This is a genomic window from Paenibacillus sp. GSMTC-2017 (genome assembly GCF_016019935.1).
Lineage (GTDB): Bacteria > Bacillota > Bacilli > Paenibacillales > Paenibacillaceae > Pristimantibacillus.
This window is the reverse complement of record NZ_JAECMT010000003.1, coordinates 190,615-209,411: the sequence shown is the minus strand read 5'-3', so window position 1 is coordinate 209,411 and position 18,797 is coordinate 190,615. Positions and strand designations below refer to the sequence as shown.

Below are 18,797 nucleotides of genomic sequence, written 5' to 3'. Positions count from 1 at the left end.
CCCCCTATTAAACCTCATCCTGCAACCGATAATAGTCCCGCAACTTGCTCTCCAATGCGTTTTCCCAGTACCTTCTCATCGTCCGAAGCATTGTATTCAAACTTCAAGCTTTCGCAGACGATTTCTGCACCAAGCTCCTTAAGCTTCCCTTCAATAATATCGACTGCACCACAATAAACAGGATAGGAAGTATCACCTGATCCGAATACTGCAGCTTTTTTGCCTGCTAAATTTAAACCGTCCATTTCTTCGTAAAAATCAAGAAACTCATCCGGTAGTTCGCCATCGCCCCACGTATACGCTCCCATAATAATTGCATCGTAATCTAGAAGCTCCTCTGGTTTTGCATCAAATGCTTCTTTACATACATAATCAATACCAGTCGCCTTAACACCTTCTGCAATCGATTCAGCCATTTCTTCTGTGTTTCCCGTTAAGCTGGTGTACAAAATAATAATTTTCGGCATCACTATTCCTCCTATATTTTCATTGTTTGAATGCCTTGGAATAACGTAGCCATGTAGAGCTCTTCACCATGCACATCAACGTCCGTTACTGGAAAACCTAACATTACTGATAACAAAATTAACTTATTTGCAATGTAAGCAAGTTTAAATAGACCTTGATCCGTACAAACATAAATTTCATTTCCTTTGGCTGCAACCGAGAAAATAAACTTTTTGCCAAAACGAATGCGGTCAAACTTCCCTTTCTTATCGCCAACCATCAATTCACCCTGATCACTTGCTCCAATCAAATGACCACGGTAAACAGCCAAACTCGTTATTTTTCTTTCCAGCTCAAAATGAGCCCAGTCATCCATGAAACGGTCATATAAAGAGATGCCAGTTTCATGCCCAACTATCATATATTGAGGGAGATTCAGGAAATCGTAAATCCGTTTCCCTTCACATGCAAGAAGCCCCCACTTAGAAGCCGTTTTAATCCACAAACCATCATCGGTAGCTGCATAGCTTGCACCTCCAGTTCTACGGTATTGATAACACGGAAGTGCTAGCCCCTCATGCTCCCACGACTCTCCCATCCATTCGTACAAACCATTATTCGTGCAGGCATGCAGTAATTCTGAATGAAGCTGCAATCGGTGGATACTTGTTGTATCTGGCAATCCAGCATCAATCTTCTCCCAATTAAATTGTTCATCTATTTCATACACCCCGTACCCTACGGATGCTGCGAAAAGTCCAAATGGACTCGCTTTGACCGATGAGAACGGGAATAACAGCCAGTTCCATGGTTTTTTTGTCCCTGTTTGCATACATCTATCTCCTCAGTGCTCGGGTGGCCCGATGCCTACCTTTTTAATCAAAGATGATTATCTGTGGTGGATTTCCTTTGTCAGACAAGTAATGATAATGATTATCACTTTCGTAAATATGATAACTATTCTCAGTGTTAATGTCAACTGTCTCCTAGCGCCCATTTTTCGAAAAATGTGCGAATGCCTATGCGCCCGCCCGCCCTGCACCCAAGCAAATATACGCATTAGCCCGTAGTATAAGTAAATTAACTTGGAGGTGCTCTTTCTGGATTACTCATTAAATAAAAAAAGCAATCGACGACCCTCACAGAAGAAAGTTGTAGAAATAAAAAAATTTAATAGCGGTAAATCATCATCTAGCAAGAATAGACATAAGAAAAACACAGGCACTAAAAAGGACCGGATTGTTGTAGCAGGCTCAAAATCACGTCATCGTAAAAGCGAAATTCATTACGAGCATCCTTATTTCGAGGATCCCATCACCTTAGTTGGGCCTACTGGACCTGCAGGAGAAAGAGGTGAACGAGGTGAGCGCGGAGAACGCGGTAAACGTGGTGACGATGGTGAACGTGGTAAACGTGGCCACGAAGGTGAACGGGGGCCTATTGGGCCAGCTGGGCCAGCAGGCCCAGCTGGCCTGAATGGACTTGATGGGCTTGATGGGCTGATCGGAGCAACTGGAGCAACTGGAGCCACGGGATCTACGGGTGCAACAGGGCCTTCAGGCGGTCCAGCTGGACCAACTGGGGCGACTGGGGATCCTGGTGCTCAAGGAGCCCAAGGACCTCAAGGTGCACAAGGACCTCAAGGATTGCAAGGTGCTGTTGGTGCTCAGGGACCTCAAGGAATCCAAGGAATTCCTGGACCAATTGGTGCGCAAGGACTTCAAGGGTTAGCTGGACCTCAAGGGCCTCTAGGACCGCAAGGCAATGCTGGACCTCAAGGACCTATAGGACCTCAAGGACCGATAGGTGCTTCGGGTGCGACAGGTGCTACTGGAAGTACTGGAACAACTGGACCGCAAGGTGCTATTGGTCCTCAGGGACTTATCGGACCTCAAGGACCTCAAGGATCTGCAGGACCAGTTGGTCCAACTGGAGCGACTGGCGTGCAAGGGCTAGTCGGACCCCAAGGGCCTCAAGGCCTTCAAGGGCTGCAAGGTAATGCTGGTATAGCAGGCGTGACAGGTGCGACGGGCTCACATGGGCCAGTTGGACCTCAAGGGCCTCAAGGACCTCAAGGTAATGCTGGCACAACTGGGGCGACGGGCGCGACTGGAGCTCAAGGTCTATTTGGACCTCAAGGACCTCAAGGAATTGCAGGTATAGCAGGGGCTACTGGAGCTACGGGGGCACAAGGTCCTGTTGGACCTCAAGGACCTCAAGGACTTCTGGGGCCACAAGGAAACGCTGGCACAACAGGTGCAACTGGTGAAACAGGCTCGCAAGGGCCAGTCGGACCTCAAGGACCTCAAGGAGCACAAGGTAATGCTGGTACAACTGGGGCAACGGGCGCGACTGGAGCTCAAGGTCTTGTTGGACCTCAAGGGCCTCAAGGAACTGCAGGTATAGCAGGTATAGCAGGAGCTACTGGAACAACGGGGGCACAAGGACCTGTCGGGTCTCAAGGACCTCAAGGACTTCAAGGTCTTCAAGGTAATACTGGCGCAGCAGGTGTAACTGGTGAAGCGGGCTCGCAAGGGCCAGTTGGACCTCAAGGGCCTCAGGGACCTCAAGGTAATGCTGGCACAACTGGGGCGACGGGAGCGACTGGAGCTCAAGGTCTAGTTGGACCTCAGGGTCTTCAAGGAATTCAAGGAACCGCAGGTACAGCAGGAGCTACTGGAACTACAGGGGCACAAGGCCCAGTTGGGCCTCAAGGTCCACAAGGAGAAGCTGGAACACAAGGGCCAGCAGGAACTCAAGGACCTCAAGGTCTGCAAGGGCCAGTTGGACCTCAAGGGCCAATTGGTTCCACTGGTGCAACGGGAGCGGACGGCGCAGTCGGGGCGACTGGTGCTACTGGCTCCACTGGTAATGACGGGGCCACCGGCGCGACTGGCGCCACTGGTAACGACGGAGCGGCCGGCGCTACTGGCGCCACTGGTAACGACGGAGCGGACGGCGCGACTGGCGCCACTGGTAACGACGGGGCGACCGGCGCTACTGGCGCCACTGGTAACGACGGGGCGATTGGCGCGACTGGCGCCACTGGTAACGACGGGGCGACCGGCGCTACTGGCGCTACTGGCGCCACTGGTAATGACGGGGCGATTGGCGCGACTGGTGCCACTGGTAACGACGGTTCAACCGGTGCTACTGGCGCCACTGGTAATGACGGGGCGACCGGTGCCACTGGTGCGGACGGGGTTGCAGGGCCAACTGGACCAACTGGTACTGACGGAACAACTGGACCAACTGGGCCAACTGGAGTTCCTGGGTTAGGTGTCGCGGGGCATTTTAGCAATACAGGAAATACAACGATTCCATCAGGTGGCACTGTTCCTTTAGTAACCGAACTAATTGATCCGGCTGGTTCGTTCTCCAATGCAGGAGGAGTTATTACTATTAATGTAGATGGTTTGTATGCAATTGCTTATATGACAATTGCAGACGGTGGCCAAACTGCAAACTTTGGAATTGAGCTAAACTCAACTACTTTGCTCTTAGGATCAACGTCTGGCACAGAAAACAGTGGTTCTGGCGCGAAATCCTCATCCGGTTATTTGGTAAGACGATTCATTGCTGGGGACACGATCCAAATTATCAATAATGGCACCACTACCACTCTCCTAGCACCAGCAATTAATGGCTCGCCTATAAATAGCAGTTCGCTTATCATCATTCGTTTAGGTTAATAAAAAATTAAAACCGATTACACATTTGTGTAGTCGGTTTTTTCACAAAAACAACTTACTTCGAAAGAAAAAGACTACATACTAGAATTCTATCCGCCGGTTCATTTTTGTACTATTCATGTATAAGAGTAAAATGCATCCTTTGTTTGCTGGATTGGTCCGTTTAATAATCATTTTATAATTTTGTTAACTCTATCATTAAACTATTATCTTCCCTCTTATCTCCTCCCTACCATACCCTCGTCCAATTTATATGTTATGAGAATGATATAAAAACTTCAGGTACTTATTTAAGTATGGATGATCATCCACATAACTATCAAAAAGTAACTCGCTTCGAGTGAAACAAAAATATTAATATTTCAAATGAATGATGTATTCAGGCCTTTGTGGCTGATGTAAGTACAACTGACCATTTTCATGGAACTCCGCTTCTATTAAGTGCGCTCTACACTACCATGCATATGATAACTAGTAAATAAAAATTAGATTGCAAAGGAGAATGATAATGTCACAATCCAATATTCCCAATATTACCCCTCTAATCACATTAACTAGAGATGATGCAATTAACCTGTTGCTTTCATCCATCGCATTAGAGGAACTCGGACTTAGTCACATTTTGAATGCTGAAGGAGAAAAACTTCAATTTGTACTTGGCACTTTACCAGGAGTAACGTCTCCTCCAGCAACCATTAGCGACATCCTGACAATTAATGAAAGCGTTAGGGACACAATTAATGCCGTTACGAAAAAAGAGTTTTTATTAGACAGTAAGCTGAACAGTATTTTGAACACACCAATTTCAGTTGGACCAACTGGGCCTTCTGGGCCGACGGGGCCTTCTGGAGGTCCTCCTGGACCATCAGGTGCTACAGGTGCCACTGGGGCTGCCGGTTCTACGGGGGCTACAGGTGCGACTGGAACTGCAGGTGCTACGGGGGCTACAGGTGCGACTGGAACTGCAGGTGCTACAGGGGCTACAGGTGCGTCTGGAGCTACAGGTGCTACGGGGGCTACAGGTGCGACTGGAGCAACGGGAGCTACAGGTGATCCGGGGGCTACTGGCGCTACAGGTGCTACGGGTGCCACTGGGGCTACTGGGGCTACTGGGGCTACTGGGGCTACTGGCGTTACTGGCGTTACTGGCGTTACTGGCGTTACTGGCGTTACTGGAGCTAATGGGGCGACTGGGGCGACTGGCGTTACTGGCGCTACTGGGGCGACTGGAGCAACTAGCGCTACTGGGGCGACTGGGGCGACTGGAAGTACAGGTCCAACTGGCCCAACTTCATTTACTGCTTCTGCGTTACTATCAAGAGGCTTCTTCTACTCAACTGGCGGAGTTACCGTCGCGCCTGGCGCTACTTTACCTCTAACTACTACAGGTGCTGGTACTACTGCTGATCAAACACTAGCTGCGAACGCAATAACGTTCGCTACACCTGGGGTATACCTTGTTAATTACCAATATAATCCAATAACATTAACTCCTGCCAATACCCTTGGAGATGTCCAACTTAGCCTAAATGGAGTGCCTGTTCCGGGTACAGATCTATTTTCTAATTCAAATCCCCCCCTTGGACCAGTTGGTTCTCAACCTACTGCTGGAACGGCATTAGTCAATGTAACGACTGCAGGAAGCACCCTAAGTATGGTCAATGCAGGGACTGGTGGTGGTAGTATTACTTTGACTGGTGGTGTAAATGCTACTCAAATCACAGCGGTTAAAGTAGGATAACTAAATGGCCCCCTTATTAAATTCAACTAATAATTTTATTATTACAATGGACATGAATTACGCCTAAAGAAATGCAATCACTTATGTTGCAACATTTACTTGCTAGAGCTAGACTCCTACTTCAAGTTGTCGAGAAACCTCGACAGCTTTTTTCTTTACTTAAAACTACTTTTACATCTGCAAGTGGATCAATTTATCATTTTAAAAATACCGAAATTACTTCATAGCTACATTACCTATGTAAATGTATACTCTTGTCCATTTCCTATTAACTCCGCAACTATCATATGCTATCTAGAAATCTATGCAAATGATATCCAGTGGTTAATGCCACGCCACATACTATAAACCTATGAAGGAGGATGGTATTAATCACATTCTGAATTCTGCAACATGGTGCATCCAAAAATATATTGGCTCATTAAGGATATAACGTACTTTCCACCTTTTAAGAGTAAATAGAAGTTTCTCTACAATAAATCGGATAATATCTATCTAATTAATATTCCCCCTACGATTTCATTAAGTAGAGAAAATGCAATCAGTTTATTGCTTTCATCCATTGGATTAGAGGAACTTGGTATTAGTCATATTTTGAACGCTGATTGGATAGTAAGCTTGGTCCTCTTGGGGCAACAGGCGCGACTGGATCAATTGGTGTTAAAGGTGTGACCGGTAACTGCTTCGGCAACATTTCTAGCTTTTAATGGATTTGCATCAAGTAATACCGATATTACACTTCCAATTCCAACAGATTTGACATATGCGCCCAATGGATCGTATTGGGTAACGTATGAATTATCAGTAATTAACACACTTGCCACGGCACATAGCTTACAGTATTTGCTTTATTGAACGGAGTACAAGTGGCAAATTCGTTTGTATTAAACGTTGTGCCACCACTTAATGGTCAATTTTTCATAAAAAGTTTCATTTTTAATACGACAGCAGTTCCATGACTTCAAAGGGGCGTGCTGCTATGTCAATATCTTTGTAACTCCTTCCTCGTAATCCTCATGCAATTTACTATATAAACCTGACAACAAGTATAGAAGAAACCTCAAACCATTTCTCTAAGCATCTCACTTACTTCATTCTCTTTCATACAGTAAGCTTACGTTTCTATGAATTCTTAATAGTTGAGTAAAGGAAAATCGTTCTTAATTAAATTTAACCCAATTTGTTCCGCATCCCCTATTTATGTAGGACACTCTGGAACTTGTTTAAGGATGAATAGTTACTCCTCGTCCTTGAAAAAGCGATATCGCATGCAAACAGATCGCAATTATATGAAGTGATGGGGTCTTTGTGGATGGTATAAGTACAACTGACCATTTTTATGGAACTCCGCTTCTATTAAGTGCGCTCTACGTTATCAGGCATATGATAACTAGTGAATAAAAATTAGACCAATAAAATTGCAAAGGAGAATAATAATGTCTCAATCCAATATTCCCAATATTACCCCTCTAATCACATTAACTAGAGATGATGCAATTAACCTGTTGCTTTCATCCATCGCATTAGAGGAACTCGGACTTAGTCACATTTTGAATGCTGAAGGAGAAAAACTTCAATTTGTACTTGGCACTTTACCAGGAGTAACGTCTCCTCCAGCAACCATTAGCGATATCCTGACAATTAATGAAAGCGTTAGGGACACAATTAATGCCGTTACGAAAAAAGAGTTTTTATTAGACAGCAAGTTGAACAGTATTTTGAACACACCAATTTCGGTTGGACCAACTGGTCCGACTGGGCCGACTGGGCCTTCTGGAGGTCCTCCTGGACCATCAGGTGCTACGGGGGCTACAGGTGCGACTGGAGCAACGGGAGCTACAGGTGATCCGGGTGCTACTGGTGCTACTGGCGCTACTGGTGCTACGGGGGCTACTGGGGCTACAGGCGCTACAGGTGCTACTGGGGCTACTGGCGCTACAGGTGCTACTGGGGCTACTGGGGCTACTGGGGCTACTGGGGCTACTGGGGCTACTGGGGCTACTGGGGCTACTGGGGCTACTGGGGCTACTGGGGCTACAGGTGTTCTAGCGAATGTTTTTGGCACATTCTTTGGTTTTGCCACAGGACCAACTGGAGGAATCGCTCCTGTAACTGGTGCTTCAAATAACAATACTGCCGGATTTACTGTATTGCCTAACGGCGGTGTTCAAGTCACCCAAGCAGGCACTTACTTGGCAGATGGACGGATTCAATTTGCTCCAGGGGCTAATAATACTAGCGCTTCCTTACAAGTAAACGGCGGAGGTCAAGCCGTTCCATTCTATAATGCTGGTGGTGTTGTCACTGCACCAGATGGGAGTGGCCTCATAAATGTTTCGACTATCCTGACCCTTAATGCTGGTGATGTTGTATCTTTAGCAGTAAACGTGCCTACCTCTACTTTTCTAACGTCAACACCAGGCGGATTTACTCCTTCAGCAGCGATTCGATTAGTAAAGATTGATTAATACACTTTATTTAGAAACAGTTAATAGTGTGAAAATTATCGACTTTTAATCGTCTGCAAAGAGATCACTCTTCGATCATTTTTGGGGAGGTGATCTCTTTATCCTAGAAATCATATATATCGATCAACTATAAAAGAGAATGTCATGGCTCTTGAAATAAATGGTGTTGTTGTACCTGGTTCTATTATTTTTTCAAATGCATCTGGAGCCAGAAACGGTACTCAACCAGAGACTGGAACTGCAATTGCAATTGTAACTTTAGCTGCTGGTGATATTCTAACAGTTAATAACGTTGGTACTGTAGCAACAGCTCTTGGAGTTACGACTCAAGGTCAGACCAGCCCATCGGTAGCTATAACAATTATTAAAATAGCCTAGTCAGTTGTATATGAAAAATGTAATTCATTGGATTAATGTAAATAGGTAGAATATGTTTTGATATAACAGCTACTCCAACAATGTTGTACAAACTTATTGGAGTAGCCCTTTTTCTATGACGGTAGTTACTCATTTAAAGCATGCAGTAGACTTATATACTTAAAAAAACGAATGATATTACTTATGCTTTGATCTAATTGATTTAAAGAAAAAGGCTATAACCTCTCGTTATTTTAGGTTTTTTTCTCTAATTACTTTTTCTTATTAGAATAAACTGTTATTTTCTAACACTTTCATTTTTCACAGATATTCATTTTATTTCATGTTCAATTACATAAATATGTATAGTGACCCAGTGTGTCAGAATCCGCATTTATTATATACGAATTACAATTCTATGAATAATACCTAACCTGAATCCGTGACACTTATTTCTACGCAGTCGTTTATCTAGATAAATTACTTTCATTTTCATACAAAGAGACTCTGCTAGACCAATTTGGCAACCCAAAGAAGAATTTCCACAAATATTCTCCACTGTCGTCCTCATATTTGAGCGCTTTCCTTAGTTTTAAAGAGACATTTGTTTAATGCCGGTAACACTAGCGACACTTCCCGCTCCCTTTATAAGCTACAAGTCACTATATCTATATATTTAACTTACTCATATGTAAGTAATTATTAAATCATTTTTAAAAATACGTTTCGAAATTAATATTTCCCCGTAAGGATAACTGTCCATTTTTATCAAACTCCGCTTCTACTAAGTGCACAATATAACTTCATGCATATGATAACTAGTGAATTATATACAGAGCTCAGACTACTGAAAAGGAGAATGATAATGTCACAATCCAATATTCCCAATATTACCCCTCTAATCACATTAACTAGAGATGATGCAATTAACCTGTTGCTTTCATCCATCGCATTAGAGGAACTCGGACTTAGTCACATTTTGAATGCTGAAGGAGAAAAACTTCAATTTGTACTTGGCACTTTACCAGGAGTAACGTCTCCTCCAGCAACCATCAGCGACATCCTGACAATTAATGAAAGCGTTAGGGACACAATTAATGCCGTTACGAAAAAAGAGTTTTTATTAGACAGTAAGCTTAACAGTATTTTGAACACACCAATCTCAGTTGGACCAACTGGTCCGACTGGGCCGACTGGGCCTTCTGGAGGTCCTCCTGGACCGACTGGCGCTACCGGCGCTACTGGTGCTACTGGGGCTACTGGAGCCACAGGAGCCACTGGAACTGCAGGTGCTACTGGCGCTACTGGTGCGACGGGTGCTACTGGAGCTACCGGTGATCCGGGTGCTACTGGCGCGACGGGTGCTACTGGCGCGACGGGTGCTACTGGCGCGACGGGTGCTACGGGCGCGACGGGTGCTACTGGCGCGACGGGTGCTACTGGCGCGGGCGTAACGGGCGCGACGGGTGCTACGGGCGCGACGGGTGCTACTGGCGTGACGGGCGCGACGGGCGTGACGGGTGCTACGGGCGTGACGGGTGCTACGGGCGTAACGGGTGCTACTGGCGTAACAGGTGCTACTGGCGTAACAGGTGCTACTGGCGTAACAGGTGCTACTGGCGTAACAGGTGCTACTGGCGTAACAGGTGCTACTGGCGTAACAGGTGCTACTGGCGTAACAGGTGCTACTGGCGTAACAGGTGCTACTGGCGTAACAGGTGCTACTGGCGTAACAGGTGCTACTGGCGTAACAGGTGCTACTGGCGTAACAGGTGCTACTGGCGTAACAGGTGCTACTGGCGTAACAGGTGCTACTGGCGTGACGGGCGCTACTGGCGTGACGGGCGTAACGGGTGCTACTGGCGCGACGGGTGCTACTGGCGTGACTGGGGCTGGTGCAATAATTCCGTTTGCATCTGGATTACCTTTACTACTAACGACAGTTCTTACTGGTGTAGCTGGTACAGCAGGACTCGTAGGGTTTGGTAATAGTGGACCTTTAGTAGGTATTTTAGGGGCATCAATCGATCTAACAGGAGCAGCAGGAACTTTGTTAAACTTTGCATTCTCAGTACCACGAGACGGAGTAATTACTTCAGTGGCAGCTTACTTCAGCACAACAGCAGCTTTAGCAATATTAGGAACTACTATTAACGTTACTGCACAATTGTACAGCTCTACTGCCCCAGATAACACTTTTACTCCAATAGCAGGAACTGCAGTAGCTTTACCTGCATTAGTTGGTCCTATAGCTATTGGTCAAACAAGGAATGCTATTCTCACCGGTTTAAGCATTCCAGTTACTGCACAAACTCGTTTACTTTTGGTTTTCTCTTCAACTGCTACGGGAATATCTCTATTAAACACTGTAGCGGGATATGGAAGTGGCGGAGTTACTATCGCTTAATCCCTCTTTCTTTCCTAATTAAGGGAGCTACCTTTTAAGTTAGTCTCAGGCTGTCGAGATTTCCTCGGCAGCCTGAACCTATATTAGATACTATCAATTTTGATATCATCTGCTTTTTGTTTATACTTAATCATTTCAAAATAATAACCCCTACTAGATTGCAAAGCTTTTATCCTCGACCTGTAATCTAACAGTGATCTGCAAGCTCATCTACCCTCTAAAATGAATAATATTGCAATTAATATTGAAGGTTTTGTCATTTAAACAATTGACTTTCTCTATAAGCACACCTGACTATTTTCCTGTAAACTCCGCTTCTATTAAGTGCACTCTACGTTTTGAAGCATATGATAACTAGTGAATTATGCAAGCCTATTCTAATAAAAAAGGAGAATGATAATGTCTCAATCCAATATTCCTAATATTACCCCGCTGATTACATTAACTCGAGACGATGCAATCAATCTGTTACTTTCGTCCATCGCATTAGAAGAGCTTGGACTTAGTCACATTTTGAATGCGGAAGGAGAAAAACTCCAGTTCGTACTTGGTACCTTGCCAGGAGTATCGTCTCCCCCAGCAACCATCAGCGACATTCTGACTATTAATGAAAGCGTCAGGGACACAATTGATGCGGTTACGAAAAAAGAGTTCTTATTAGACAGTAAGCTTAACAGTATTTTGAACACACCAATTTCGGTTGGACCAACTGGTCCGACAGGGCCGACTGGTCCTTCTGGTGGTCCTCCTGGACCAACGGGAGCAACTGGTCCGACTGGTCCGACGGGGGCTACGGGTACATTTGATGGTGGCATACTTTTCACTGTATCCGGACCAAACGCTTCATTACCAATTTCTCAAGGTGACTCGCTTATTTTTGAATCAGATACACTCGATATCTCCATTTTACCAGGCTCAGTTATTGTTAAAATTGAAATCCCAGGTGATTTTACAGGGGCGACTGGAGCTACTGGTGCTACTGGCGCTACTGGCGGCACTGGTGCGACTGGTGCTACTGGCGCGACGGGCAATGACGGAGCTACGGGGGCGACGGGCGGCACTGGCGCGACTGGCGCGACGGGAGCTACTGGCAATGACGGAGCGACTGGGGCTACGGGTGCTACTGGAGCTACTGGAGCTACTGGCAATGACGGAGCGACTGGGGCTACGGGTGCTACTGGAGCTACTGGAGCTACTGGCAATGACGGAGCAACTGGGGCGACTGGCGGCACGGGTGCGACGGGGGCGACTGGCAATGACGGCGCGACTGGCGCGACTGGGGCTACGGGGGCGACTGGAGCGACTGGAGCGACTGGAGCGACTGGGGCGACTGGCGGCACGGGTGCGACGGGGGCGACTGGCGCTACTGGCGCTACTGGCAATGACGGAGCTACTGGCGCGACGGGGGCTACGGGTACTGGAGCCACGGGCGCGACGGGACCTACTGGCCCTGGAAGCGGAGCTACAGGAGCGACGGGAGCTACTGGGGCTACTGGACCTACCGGTCCTGGTAGTGGAGCAACGGGAGCTACTGGAGCTACTGGAGCTACTGGAGCTACTGGAGTTGACGGTGCGACTGGTGCAACTGGCGCAACTGGGGCTACGGGGGCTACTGGCGCCACGGGCGCTGATGGAGTGACTGGCGCTACTGGAGCCACGGGCGCTACTGGAGCCACGAGCGCTACTGGAGCCACGGGCGCTACTGGAGCCACGGGTGCTGATGGAGTGACTGGTGCGACTGGCGCAACTGGGGCAACAGGTGCCACGGGCGCTGATGGAGTGACTGGCGCGACTGGCGCAACAGGTGCTACGGGGGCTACTGGAGCCACGGGCGCTGATGGAGTGACTGGCGCTACTGGAGCCACGGGTGCTGATGGAGTAACTGGTGCGACTGGCGCAACAGGTGCGACTGGCGCAACAGGTGCTACGGGGGCTACTGGAGCCACGGGCGCTGATGGAGTGACTGGCGCTACTGGAGCCACGGGTGCTGATGGAGTGACTGGTGCGACTGGCGCAACTGGGGCAACAGGTGCCACGGGCGCTGATGGAGTGACTGGCGCTACTGGAGCCACGGGTGCTGATGGAGTGACTGGTGCGACTGGCGCAACTGGGGCAACAGGTGCCACGGGCGCTGATGGAGTGACTGGCGCGACTGGCGCAACAGGTGCTACGGGGGCTACTGGAGCTACGGGCGCTGATGGAGTGACTGGAGCGACTGGCGCAACAGGTGCTACGGGGGCTACTGGAGCTACGGGGGCTACTGGAGCTACGGGCGCTGATGGAGTGACTGGCGCGACTGGCGCAACAGGTGCTACGGGGGCTACTGGCGCCACGGGCGCTGATGGAGTGACTGGTGCGACTGGCGCAACGGGGGCTACTGGAGCCACGGGTGCTGATGGAGTGACTGGCGCGACTGGCGCAACAGGTGCTACGGGGGCTACTGGAGCCACGGGCGCTGATGGAGTGACTGGTGCGACTGGCGCAACTGGGGCTACTGGAGCCACGGGTGCTGATGGAGTGACTGGCGCGACTGGCGCAACTGGGGCTACGGGGGCTACGGGGGCTACGGGAGCTACGGGCGCTGATGGAGTGACTGGCGCAACAGGTGCTACGGGGGCTACTGGCGCCACGGGCGCTGATGGAGTGACTGGTGCGACTGGGGCGACTGGGGCTACTGGAGCCACGGGCGCTGATGGAGTGACTGGCGCGACTGGCGCAACTGGGGCTACGGGGGCTACGGGAGCTACGGGCGCTGATGGAGTGACTGGCGCAACAGGTGCTACGGGGGCTACTGGCGCCACGGGCGCTGATGGAGTGACTGGTGCGACTGGGGCGACTGGGGCTACTGGAGCCACGGGCGCTGATGGAGTGACTGGTGCGACTGGCGCAACTGGGGCTACTGGAGCCACGGGYGCTGATGGAGTGACTGGCGCGACTGGCGCAACTGGGGCTACGGGGGCTACGGGAGCTACGGGCGCTGATGGAGTGACTGGCGCAACAGGTGCTACGGGGGCTACTGGCGCCACGGGCGCTGATGGAGTGACTGGTGCGACTGGGGCGACTGGGGCTACTGGAGCCACGGGCGCTGATGGAGTGACTGGTGCGACTGGCGCAACTGGGGCTACTGGAGCCACGGGTGCTGATGGAGTGACTGGCGCGACTGGCGCAACTGGGGCTACGGGGGCTACGGGAGCTACGGGCGCTGATGGAGTGACTGGCGCAACAGGTGCTACGGGGGCTACTGGCGCCACGGGCGCTGATGGAGTGACTGGTGCGACTGGGGCGACTGGGGCTACTGGAGCCACGGGCGCTGATGGAGTGACTGGTGCGACTGGGGCTACTGGGGCTACTGGAGCTACGGGTGCTACTGGAGCTACTGGCGTTACTGGAGCTACTGGCGTTACGGGGGCTACTGGGGCTACTGGAGCCACGGGTGCTGATGGAGTGACTGGTGCTACGGGTGCTACTGGAGCTACTGGCGTTACGGGGGCTACTGGTGCGACTGGTGCTACGGGTGTCACAGGAACCGACGGTGTTACTGGGGCTACAGGAGCCACTGGCGCAACAGGTGCTACTGGAGTTACTGGAGTTACTGGAGTTACTGGAGCTACTGGAGTTACTGGAGCTACTGGCGCTACGGGTGTCACGGGAACCGACGGTGTTACTGGCGCAACTGGTGCTACGGGAGCGACTGGAGCGACTGGAGCGACTGGAGCTACGGGTGCCACTGGAGTCACTGGTGCAACAGGTGCTACGGGTGCCACTGGAGTCACTGGTGCAACAGGTGCTACGGGTGCCACTGGAGTCACTGGTGCAACAGGTGCTACGGGTGCCACTGGAGTCACTGGTGCAACAGGTGCTACGGGTGCCACTGGAGCTACTGGCGCAACAGGTGCTACGGGTGCCACTGGAGTCACTGGTGCAACAGGTGCTACGGGTGCCACTGGAGCTACTGGCGCAACAGGTTCAACTGGCTCAAACTTTGCCAGTGAAGGATTCTCAGCTTTAACAAATATTGCTGCAGTTGCTGCTTCTCAACAACTTAATAACTGGACAGTTACTGCTCCTTATTTCCCTGATGTAAATTTCAATGCTGCTACTGGAACGTATACCGTCCCAACAACTGGAAGATATTCAATAGCTGCAACAATAAACTATTCAACAACTGCAGCTCTATCTATTTCACTTGGTGCAGCTATTAACCCTGCTTTTGAAGTTCAAAGAATAAATACAGGTACTCCCCTCATTGTCGGAAACTTCCCTATTCTTAACGTAAACGTTGCTTTAGTTCTTACTTTAAGAGCGATTTTGGGAAGTGGCGATGTCACACTTGCAGGTGATGTTCAATTGAATGCAGGAGATACAGTAGGCCTGTTCTATGTTGCAAATGGTCTGACTGTAGCAATCAATCTTGGAAGTACAGGCAACGGCGTTGTCTGGTCGATTCACCAAATTGCTTAATCCTATCAAAAAAAGAGGAGGCGCCAAGTGCGTCTCCCTTTTTTTGTCCAGATGGATCTAATCAACTATTTAATGAAGCGAAAAATTCAGCTTAAACAACACTTTAATTTGATTAGCTTCAAACTTTACACTCTGCACTGTAACTAAATCCGCAGTAGGCAGATCAAGCGGTATCGTCAACGATTCCAACATACGTAAAGGAAGGTTAATACCCTTCATCGCTAAAGTTTCTGGTATCAATACCAAATTAGGTTCTTGCCATTCCAAACGATACTCCGCTTGAATCTGTGCAGGGATGCGCTCTTGATACGTTATATTTAAGTCAGCAAGCAGCCGATTTTCTTCTAGTTTAAAATCTGCTCCGTCAACTCGAATACCTTCTGCAATGTTCGGATTCATGTGACTTTTGATTAAATGATTAACATCCGACTCTGTCAAAATAAGCTCCGGTTTCAACCGCTTCACCATACTAGCTGCTTTCTCTCTTATATCAATCGTTTCATGGGCCATATCGAGCTGCTTGTCCGGTGCAATGTAAGATAAGAACCACCAGCCAGCCCCAACTATAATAACAATAAGAACGATTAATGTTATAAACAATCTCTTTACTACTTTACCCACATATTCACCTCCAATTCTATATTTCTTCTATTTCTATTCTAACAGAATACTACAAATAACTAACGAACCCTACTTTCCCTCTTACATAATGGTATAATGAATCAAAATTATTCACTAGATTGGTGTTGTTTTCGGAAGGATGATCACAGATGAGTATTAAACCTAATACACCGCATAGAATCGGTCTAGAAGAAATTGTACAAGCTCAAATGCATCTAAAAGATGTCATTGTAAGAACCCCGCTCCAACATAATAGAGTGTTGTCTGAACGGTATAATTGCAACGTATGGCTAAAACGAGAAGATCTCCAGACTGTCCGTTCTTTCAAAATACGTGGTGCTTACAACCTTATGCGTTCCTTATCACCAGAAGAAATCGTTAAAGGTGTCGTATGCGCTAGTGCAGGCAACCATGCGCAAGGCGTTGCTTACTCTTGTCAAACACTTGGAGTTCCAGGGAAAATATATATGCCTAGCACCACTCCTAGACAAAAAGTAAAACAAGTGTCATTTTTCGGAGGCGGTCAGGTTGAAGTTATTTTAACCGGCGATACGTTTGACGACGCATACGCCGAAGCTATGACAGAGAGTAAACGTAGTGGAATGGCCTTCATCCATCCGTTCGATGATCGTAAAATCATTGCAGGCAACGGAACCATCGGACAAGAACTAATGGAAAAAGCAGACGCTGCTCCTGATTTTATCTTCTTGACAGTAGGTGGTGGCGGCTTAGCTGCTGGTGTTGCTTCATACATCAAAATTGTAGCCCCTTCTACCAAAGTCATAGGTGTTGAGCCTGATGGAGCTCAATCACTTCGCGCATCACTAGATGCTAATGAAGTAGTAGCTTTGGATCAAATTGAGAAGTTCGTCGACGGTGCGGCTGTTAAACGTGTCGGTGACTTAACCTTCGCAATCTGCCAGGATCTTCTGGACGATGTCATTTCTGTACCAGAAGGCAAAGTATGTACAACGCTAATTGATCTCTATAACGAAAATGCGATCGTCGCAGAACCTGCTGGTGCCCTTCCTATCGCTGCACTAGAATCATATCGTGATCAAATCGCAGGAAAAACAGTAGTCTGTGTCGTGAGTGGCGGTAATAATGATGTAGACAGGATGCAAGAAATTAAGGAACGATCACTAATCTATGAAGGATATAAACACTATTTCATGGTCAGTTTCCCACAACGAGCAGGTGCTCTTAGAGAATTTCTTGATAAGGTTCTTGGCCCGTCAGATGACATTACCCGCTTTGAATACACAAAGAAGTCGAACAAGGATAATGGACCTGCATTAGTTGGCATTGAATTAAAAAACCGTGAAGATTACGAGCCACTAGTTGAGCGGATGACCCATAAAGGATTCCAATTCGTAGAACTCAACAAGGATCCCGTCCTCTTCAATTTACTTATTTAACTTGAATGGCATAGCTACTGCAAGCACCACATTCACTAACGGTGCTGACAGAAGGCTATGCCATATTTTTTACCATGCATAAGCGCTTGGAGCATCTCCACCTTGCCCTGGAAAAATCTCATCAATCCGTTTTAGTGCAGACTCATCAAGCTTAAGTTCCACAGCTTTCAGTGAACGTTTAAATTGCTCCAGTGTTCTAACGCCGATAATTGGTGCTGTCACTGCTGGATTAGCAAGCAGCCATGCAAGTGACACAACATCTTCTGGCTCACCTATTTCATCACAAAACTTAGCGTAATCCTCTAACTGTTCACGATGTTTCTCAAGACGTTTCTCGTCACCGCTTCTTCGTCCACCATTTTTCCGTCTTTGATTTCCTGCAAGTACTCCACCATCTAGCGGACTCCAAGGAATAATACCAACCCCTAGCGCCTGAGAAGCAGGCAGCACTTCTAGCTCCGGTAATCGGCAAAGCAAATTGTACTTATGCTGCTCAGACACGAGACCTAACACGCCTCTTGCCTTGGCCTCCCCTTGAGCAACTGCAATATCCCAGCCAGCAAAATTACTTGATCCTACATAGCCGATTTTCCCTTGTAATTGCGCTGCTTCAAAAGCACTCCACAACTCATTCCAATTCACTTTACGATCGACATGATGCATCTGATATAACTCAATGTGATCTGTTTGAAGCCGCTTCAGAGAACCTTCCAAATGTCTGCGAATTTTATAAGCTGACAACCCTGGTTCACGATTAGGTCCGTCATTCTGATCATGCATGTCACCATACATCTTTGTGGCTAGTATCGTTCGTTCTCTCTTCCCATCACCCTGTTCGAACCATTTCCCAATAATTTCTTCGGTTCGACCGGCATTTTCACCCCAACCATATATGTTAGCTGTATCGAAAAAGTTAATACCGGAATCTAGTGCTGCATCCATAATTCGAAAGGCTTCCTTTTCATCAGTATCAACGCCAAAATTCATCGTACCCAAACACAGTCTACTTACTCTAAGGCCAGAGCGACCAAGATACGTGTACTTCATCGTCTCAACAACTCCTTCATTTTGCATCTAGATTGGTGGACACTATAATTAGTATAGAAAATGGGTGATGGGCTAACCAAGTTTCTTGTCATTGACAAGCCTTCCTGGGCATAAGATGGGATGTACTGGAAAGGGGTC

At 48.0% G+C, this 18,797-nt stretch carries 11 protein-coding genes; 7 read left to right on the top strand and 4 right to left on the bottom strand.

Annotated features, from left to right (window positions below):
- Positions 1 to 14: 14 nt before the first annotated feature.
- Both I6N90_RS12925 and I6N90_RS12920 read right to left on the bottom strand, forming a co-directional pair.
- Positions 15 to 467, bottom strand: a complete 453-nt coding sequence (locus I6N90_RS12925) for a flavodoxin (protein WP_197936032.1) — start codon at positions 465 to 467, stop codon at positions 15 to 17.
- An 11-nt stretch (positions 468 to 478) separates the two neighbouring features.
- Positions 479 to 1,279, bottom strand: a complete 801-nt coding sequence (locus I6N90_RS12920) for a hypothetical protein (RefSeq protein ID WP_197936031.1) — start codon at positions 1,277 to 1,279, stop codon at positions 479 to 481.
- A gap of 259 nt (positions 1,280 to 1,538) precedes the next feature.
- Here I6N90_RS12920 and I6N90_RS12915 point away from each other — a divergent pair, with 259 nt between their 5' ends.
- From I6N90_RS12915 to I6N90_RS25075, 6 genes are all read left to right on the top strand, one after another.
- A complete protein-coding gene (locus I6N90_RS12915) occupies positions 1,539 to 4,139 on the top strand; it encodes a collagen-like protein (protein ID WP_332262463.1) in 2,601 nt (866 codons plus the stop codon).
- A gap of 508 nt (positions 4,140 to 4,647) precedes the next feature.
- Positions 4,648 to 5,880 carry a hypothetical protein gene (locus tag I6N90_RS25080; protein ID WP_197936030.1) on the top strand — a complete coding sequence of 411 codons (1,233 nt, stop codon included), beginning with the start codon at positions 4,648 to 4,650 and terminating at the stop codon, positions 5,878 to 5,880.
- A gap of 1,436 nt (positions 5,881 to 7,316) precedes the next feature.
- A complete protein-coding gene (locus I6N90_RS12905) occupies positions 7,317 to 8,348 on the top strand; it encodes a hypothetical protein (RefSeq protein ID WP_197936029.1) in 1,032 nt (343 codons plus the stop codon).
- 144 nt (positions 8,349 to 8,492) lie between these two features.
- Positions 8,493 to 8,726: a hypothetical protein gene (locus I6N90_RS12900; protein WP_197936028.1), complete on the top strand. Its 234-nt coding sequence runs from the start codon at positions 8,493 to 8,495 to the stop codon at positions 8,724 to 8,726.
- Between the two features lie 844 nt (positions 8,727 to 9,570).
- On the top strand, positions 9,571 to 11,112 hold the full coding sequence (locus I6N90_RS12895) for an exosporium glycoprotein BclB-related protein (RefSeq protein WP_197936027.1): 1,542 nt from the start codon (positions 9,571 to 9,573) through the stop codon (positions 11,110 to 11,112).
- Positions 11,113 to 11,511: 399 nt separating this feature from the next.
- Positions 11,512 to 15,573 carry a collagen-like protein gene (locus I6N90_RS25075; protein ID WP_197936026.1) on the top strand — a complete coding sequence of 1,354 codons (4,062 nt, stop codon included), beginning with the start codon at positions 11,512 to 11,514 and terminating at the stop codon, positions 15,571 to 15,573.
- 69 nt (positions 15,574 to 15,642) lie between these two features.
- On the opposite strand, the gene I6N90_RS12885 is transcribed toward I6N90_RS25075, so the two are convergent.
- A complete protein-coding gene (locus I6N90_RS12885; RefSeq protein ID WP_197936025.1) occupies positions 15,643 to 16,194 on the bottom strand; it encodes a hypothetical protein in 552 nt (183 codons plus the stop codon).
- A 149-nt stretch (positions 16,195 to 16,343) separates the two neighbouring features.
- Here I6N90_RS12885 and ilvA point away from each other — a divergent pair, with 149 nt between their 5' ends.
- Positions 16,344 to 17,612: a threonine ammonia-lyase IlvA gene (gene ilvA, locus I6N90_RS12880; RefSeq protein WP_197936024.1), complete on the top strand. Its 1,269-nt coding sequence runs from the start codon at positions 16,344 to 16,346 to the stop codon at positions 17,610 to 17,612.
- Between the two features lie 69 nt (positions 17,613 to 17,681).
- Here ilvA and I6N90_RS12875 read toward each other — a convergent pair whose 3' ends face one another.
- Entirely contained in the window at positions 17,682 to 18,659 is a 978-nt protein-coding gene (locus tag I6N90_RS12875) for an aldo/keto reductase (protein WP_197936023.1), read from the bottom strand.
- Between the last annotated feature and the right edge of the window lie 138 nt (positions 18,660 to 18,797).

Bases quoted from the DNA above. Each gene is read 5' to 3' on its own strand.
- I6N90_RS12920 (WP_197936031.1), bottom strand. From the start codon at position 1,279: ATGCAAACAGGGACAAAAAAACCATGGAACTGGCTGTTATTCCCGTTC.
- I6N90_RS12875 (WP_197936023.1), bottom strand. From the start codon at position 18,659: ATGAAGTACACGTATCTTGGTCGCTCTGGCCTTAGAGTAAGTAGACTG.
- I6N90_RS12895 (WP_197936027.1), top strand. From the start codon at position 9,571: ATGTCACAATCCAATATTCCCAATATTACCCCTCTAATCACATTAACT.
- I6N90_RS12900 (WP_197936028.1), top strand. From the start codon at position 8,493: ATGGCTCTTGAAATAAATGGTGTTGTTGTACCTGGTTCTATTATTTTT.
- I6N90_RS25080 (WP_197936030.1), top strand. From the start codon at position 4,648: ATGTCACAATCCAATATTCCCAATATTACCCCTCTAATCACATTAACT.
- I6N90_RS12905 (WP_197936029.1), top strand. From the start codon at position 7,317: ATGTCTCAATCCAATATTCCCAATATTACCCCTCTAATCACATTAACT.
- I6N90_RS12925 (WP_197936032.1), bottom strand. From the start codon at position 467: ATGCCGAAAATTATTATTTTGTACACCAGCTTAACGGGAAACACAGAA.
- ilvA (WP_197936024.1), top strand. From the start codon at position 16,344: ATGAGTATTAAACCTAATACACCGCATAGAATCGGTCTAGAAGAAATT.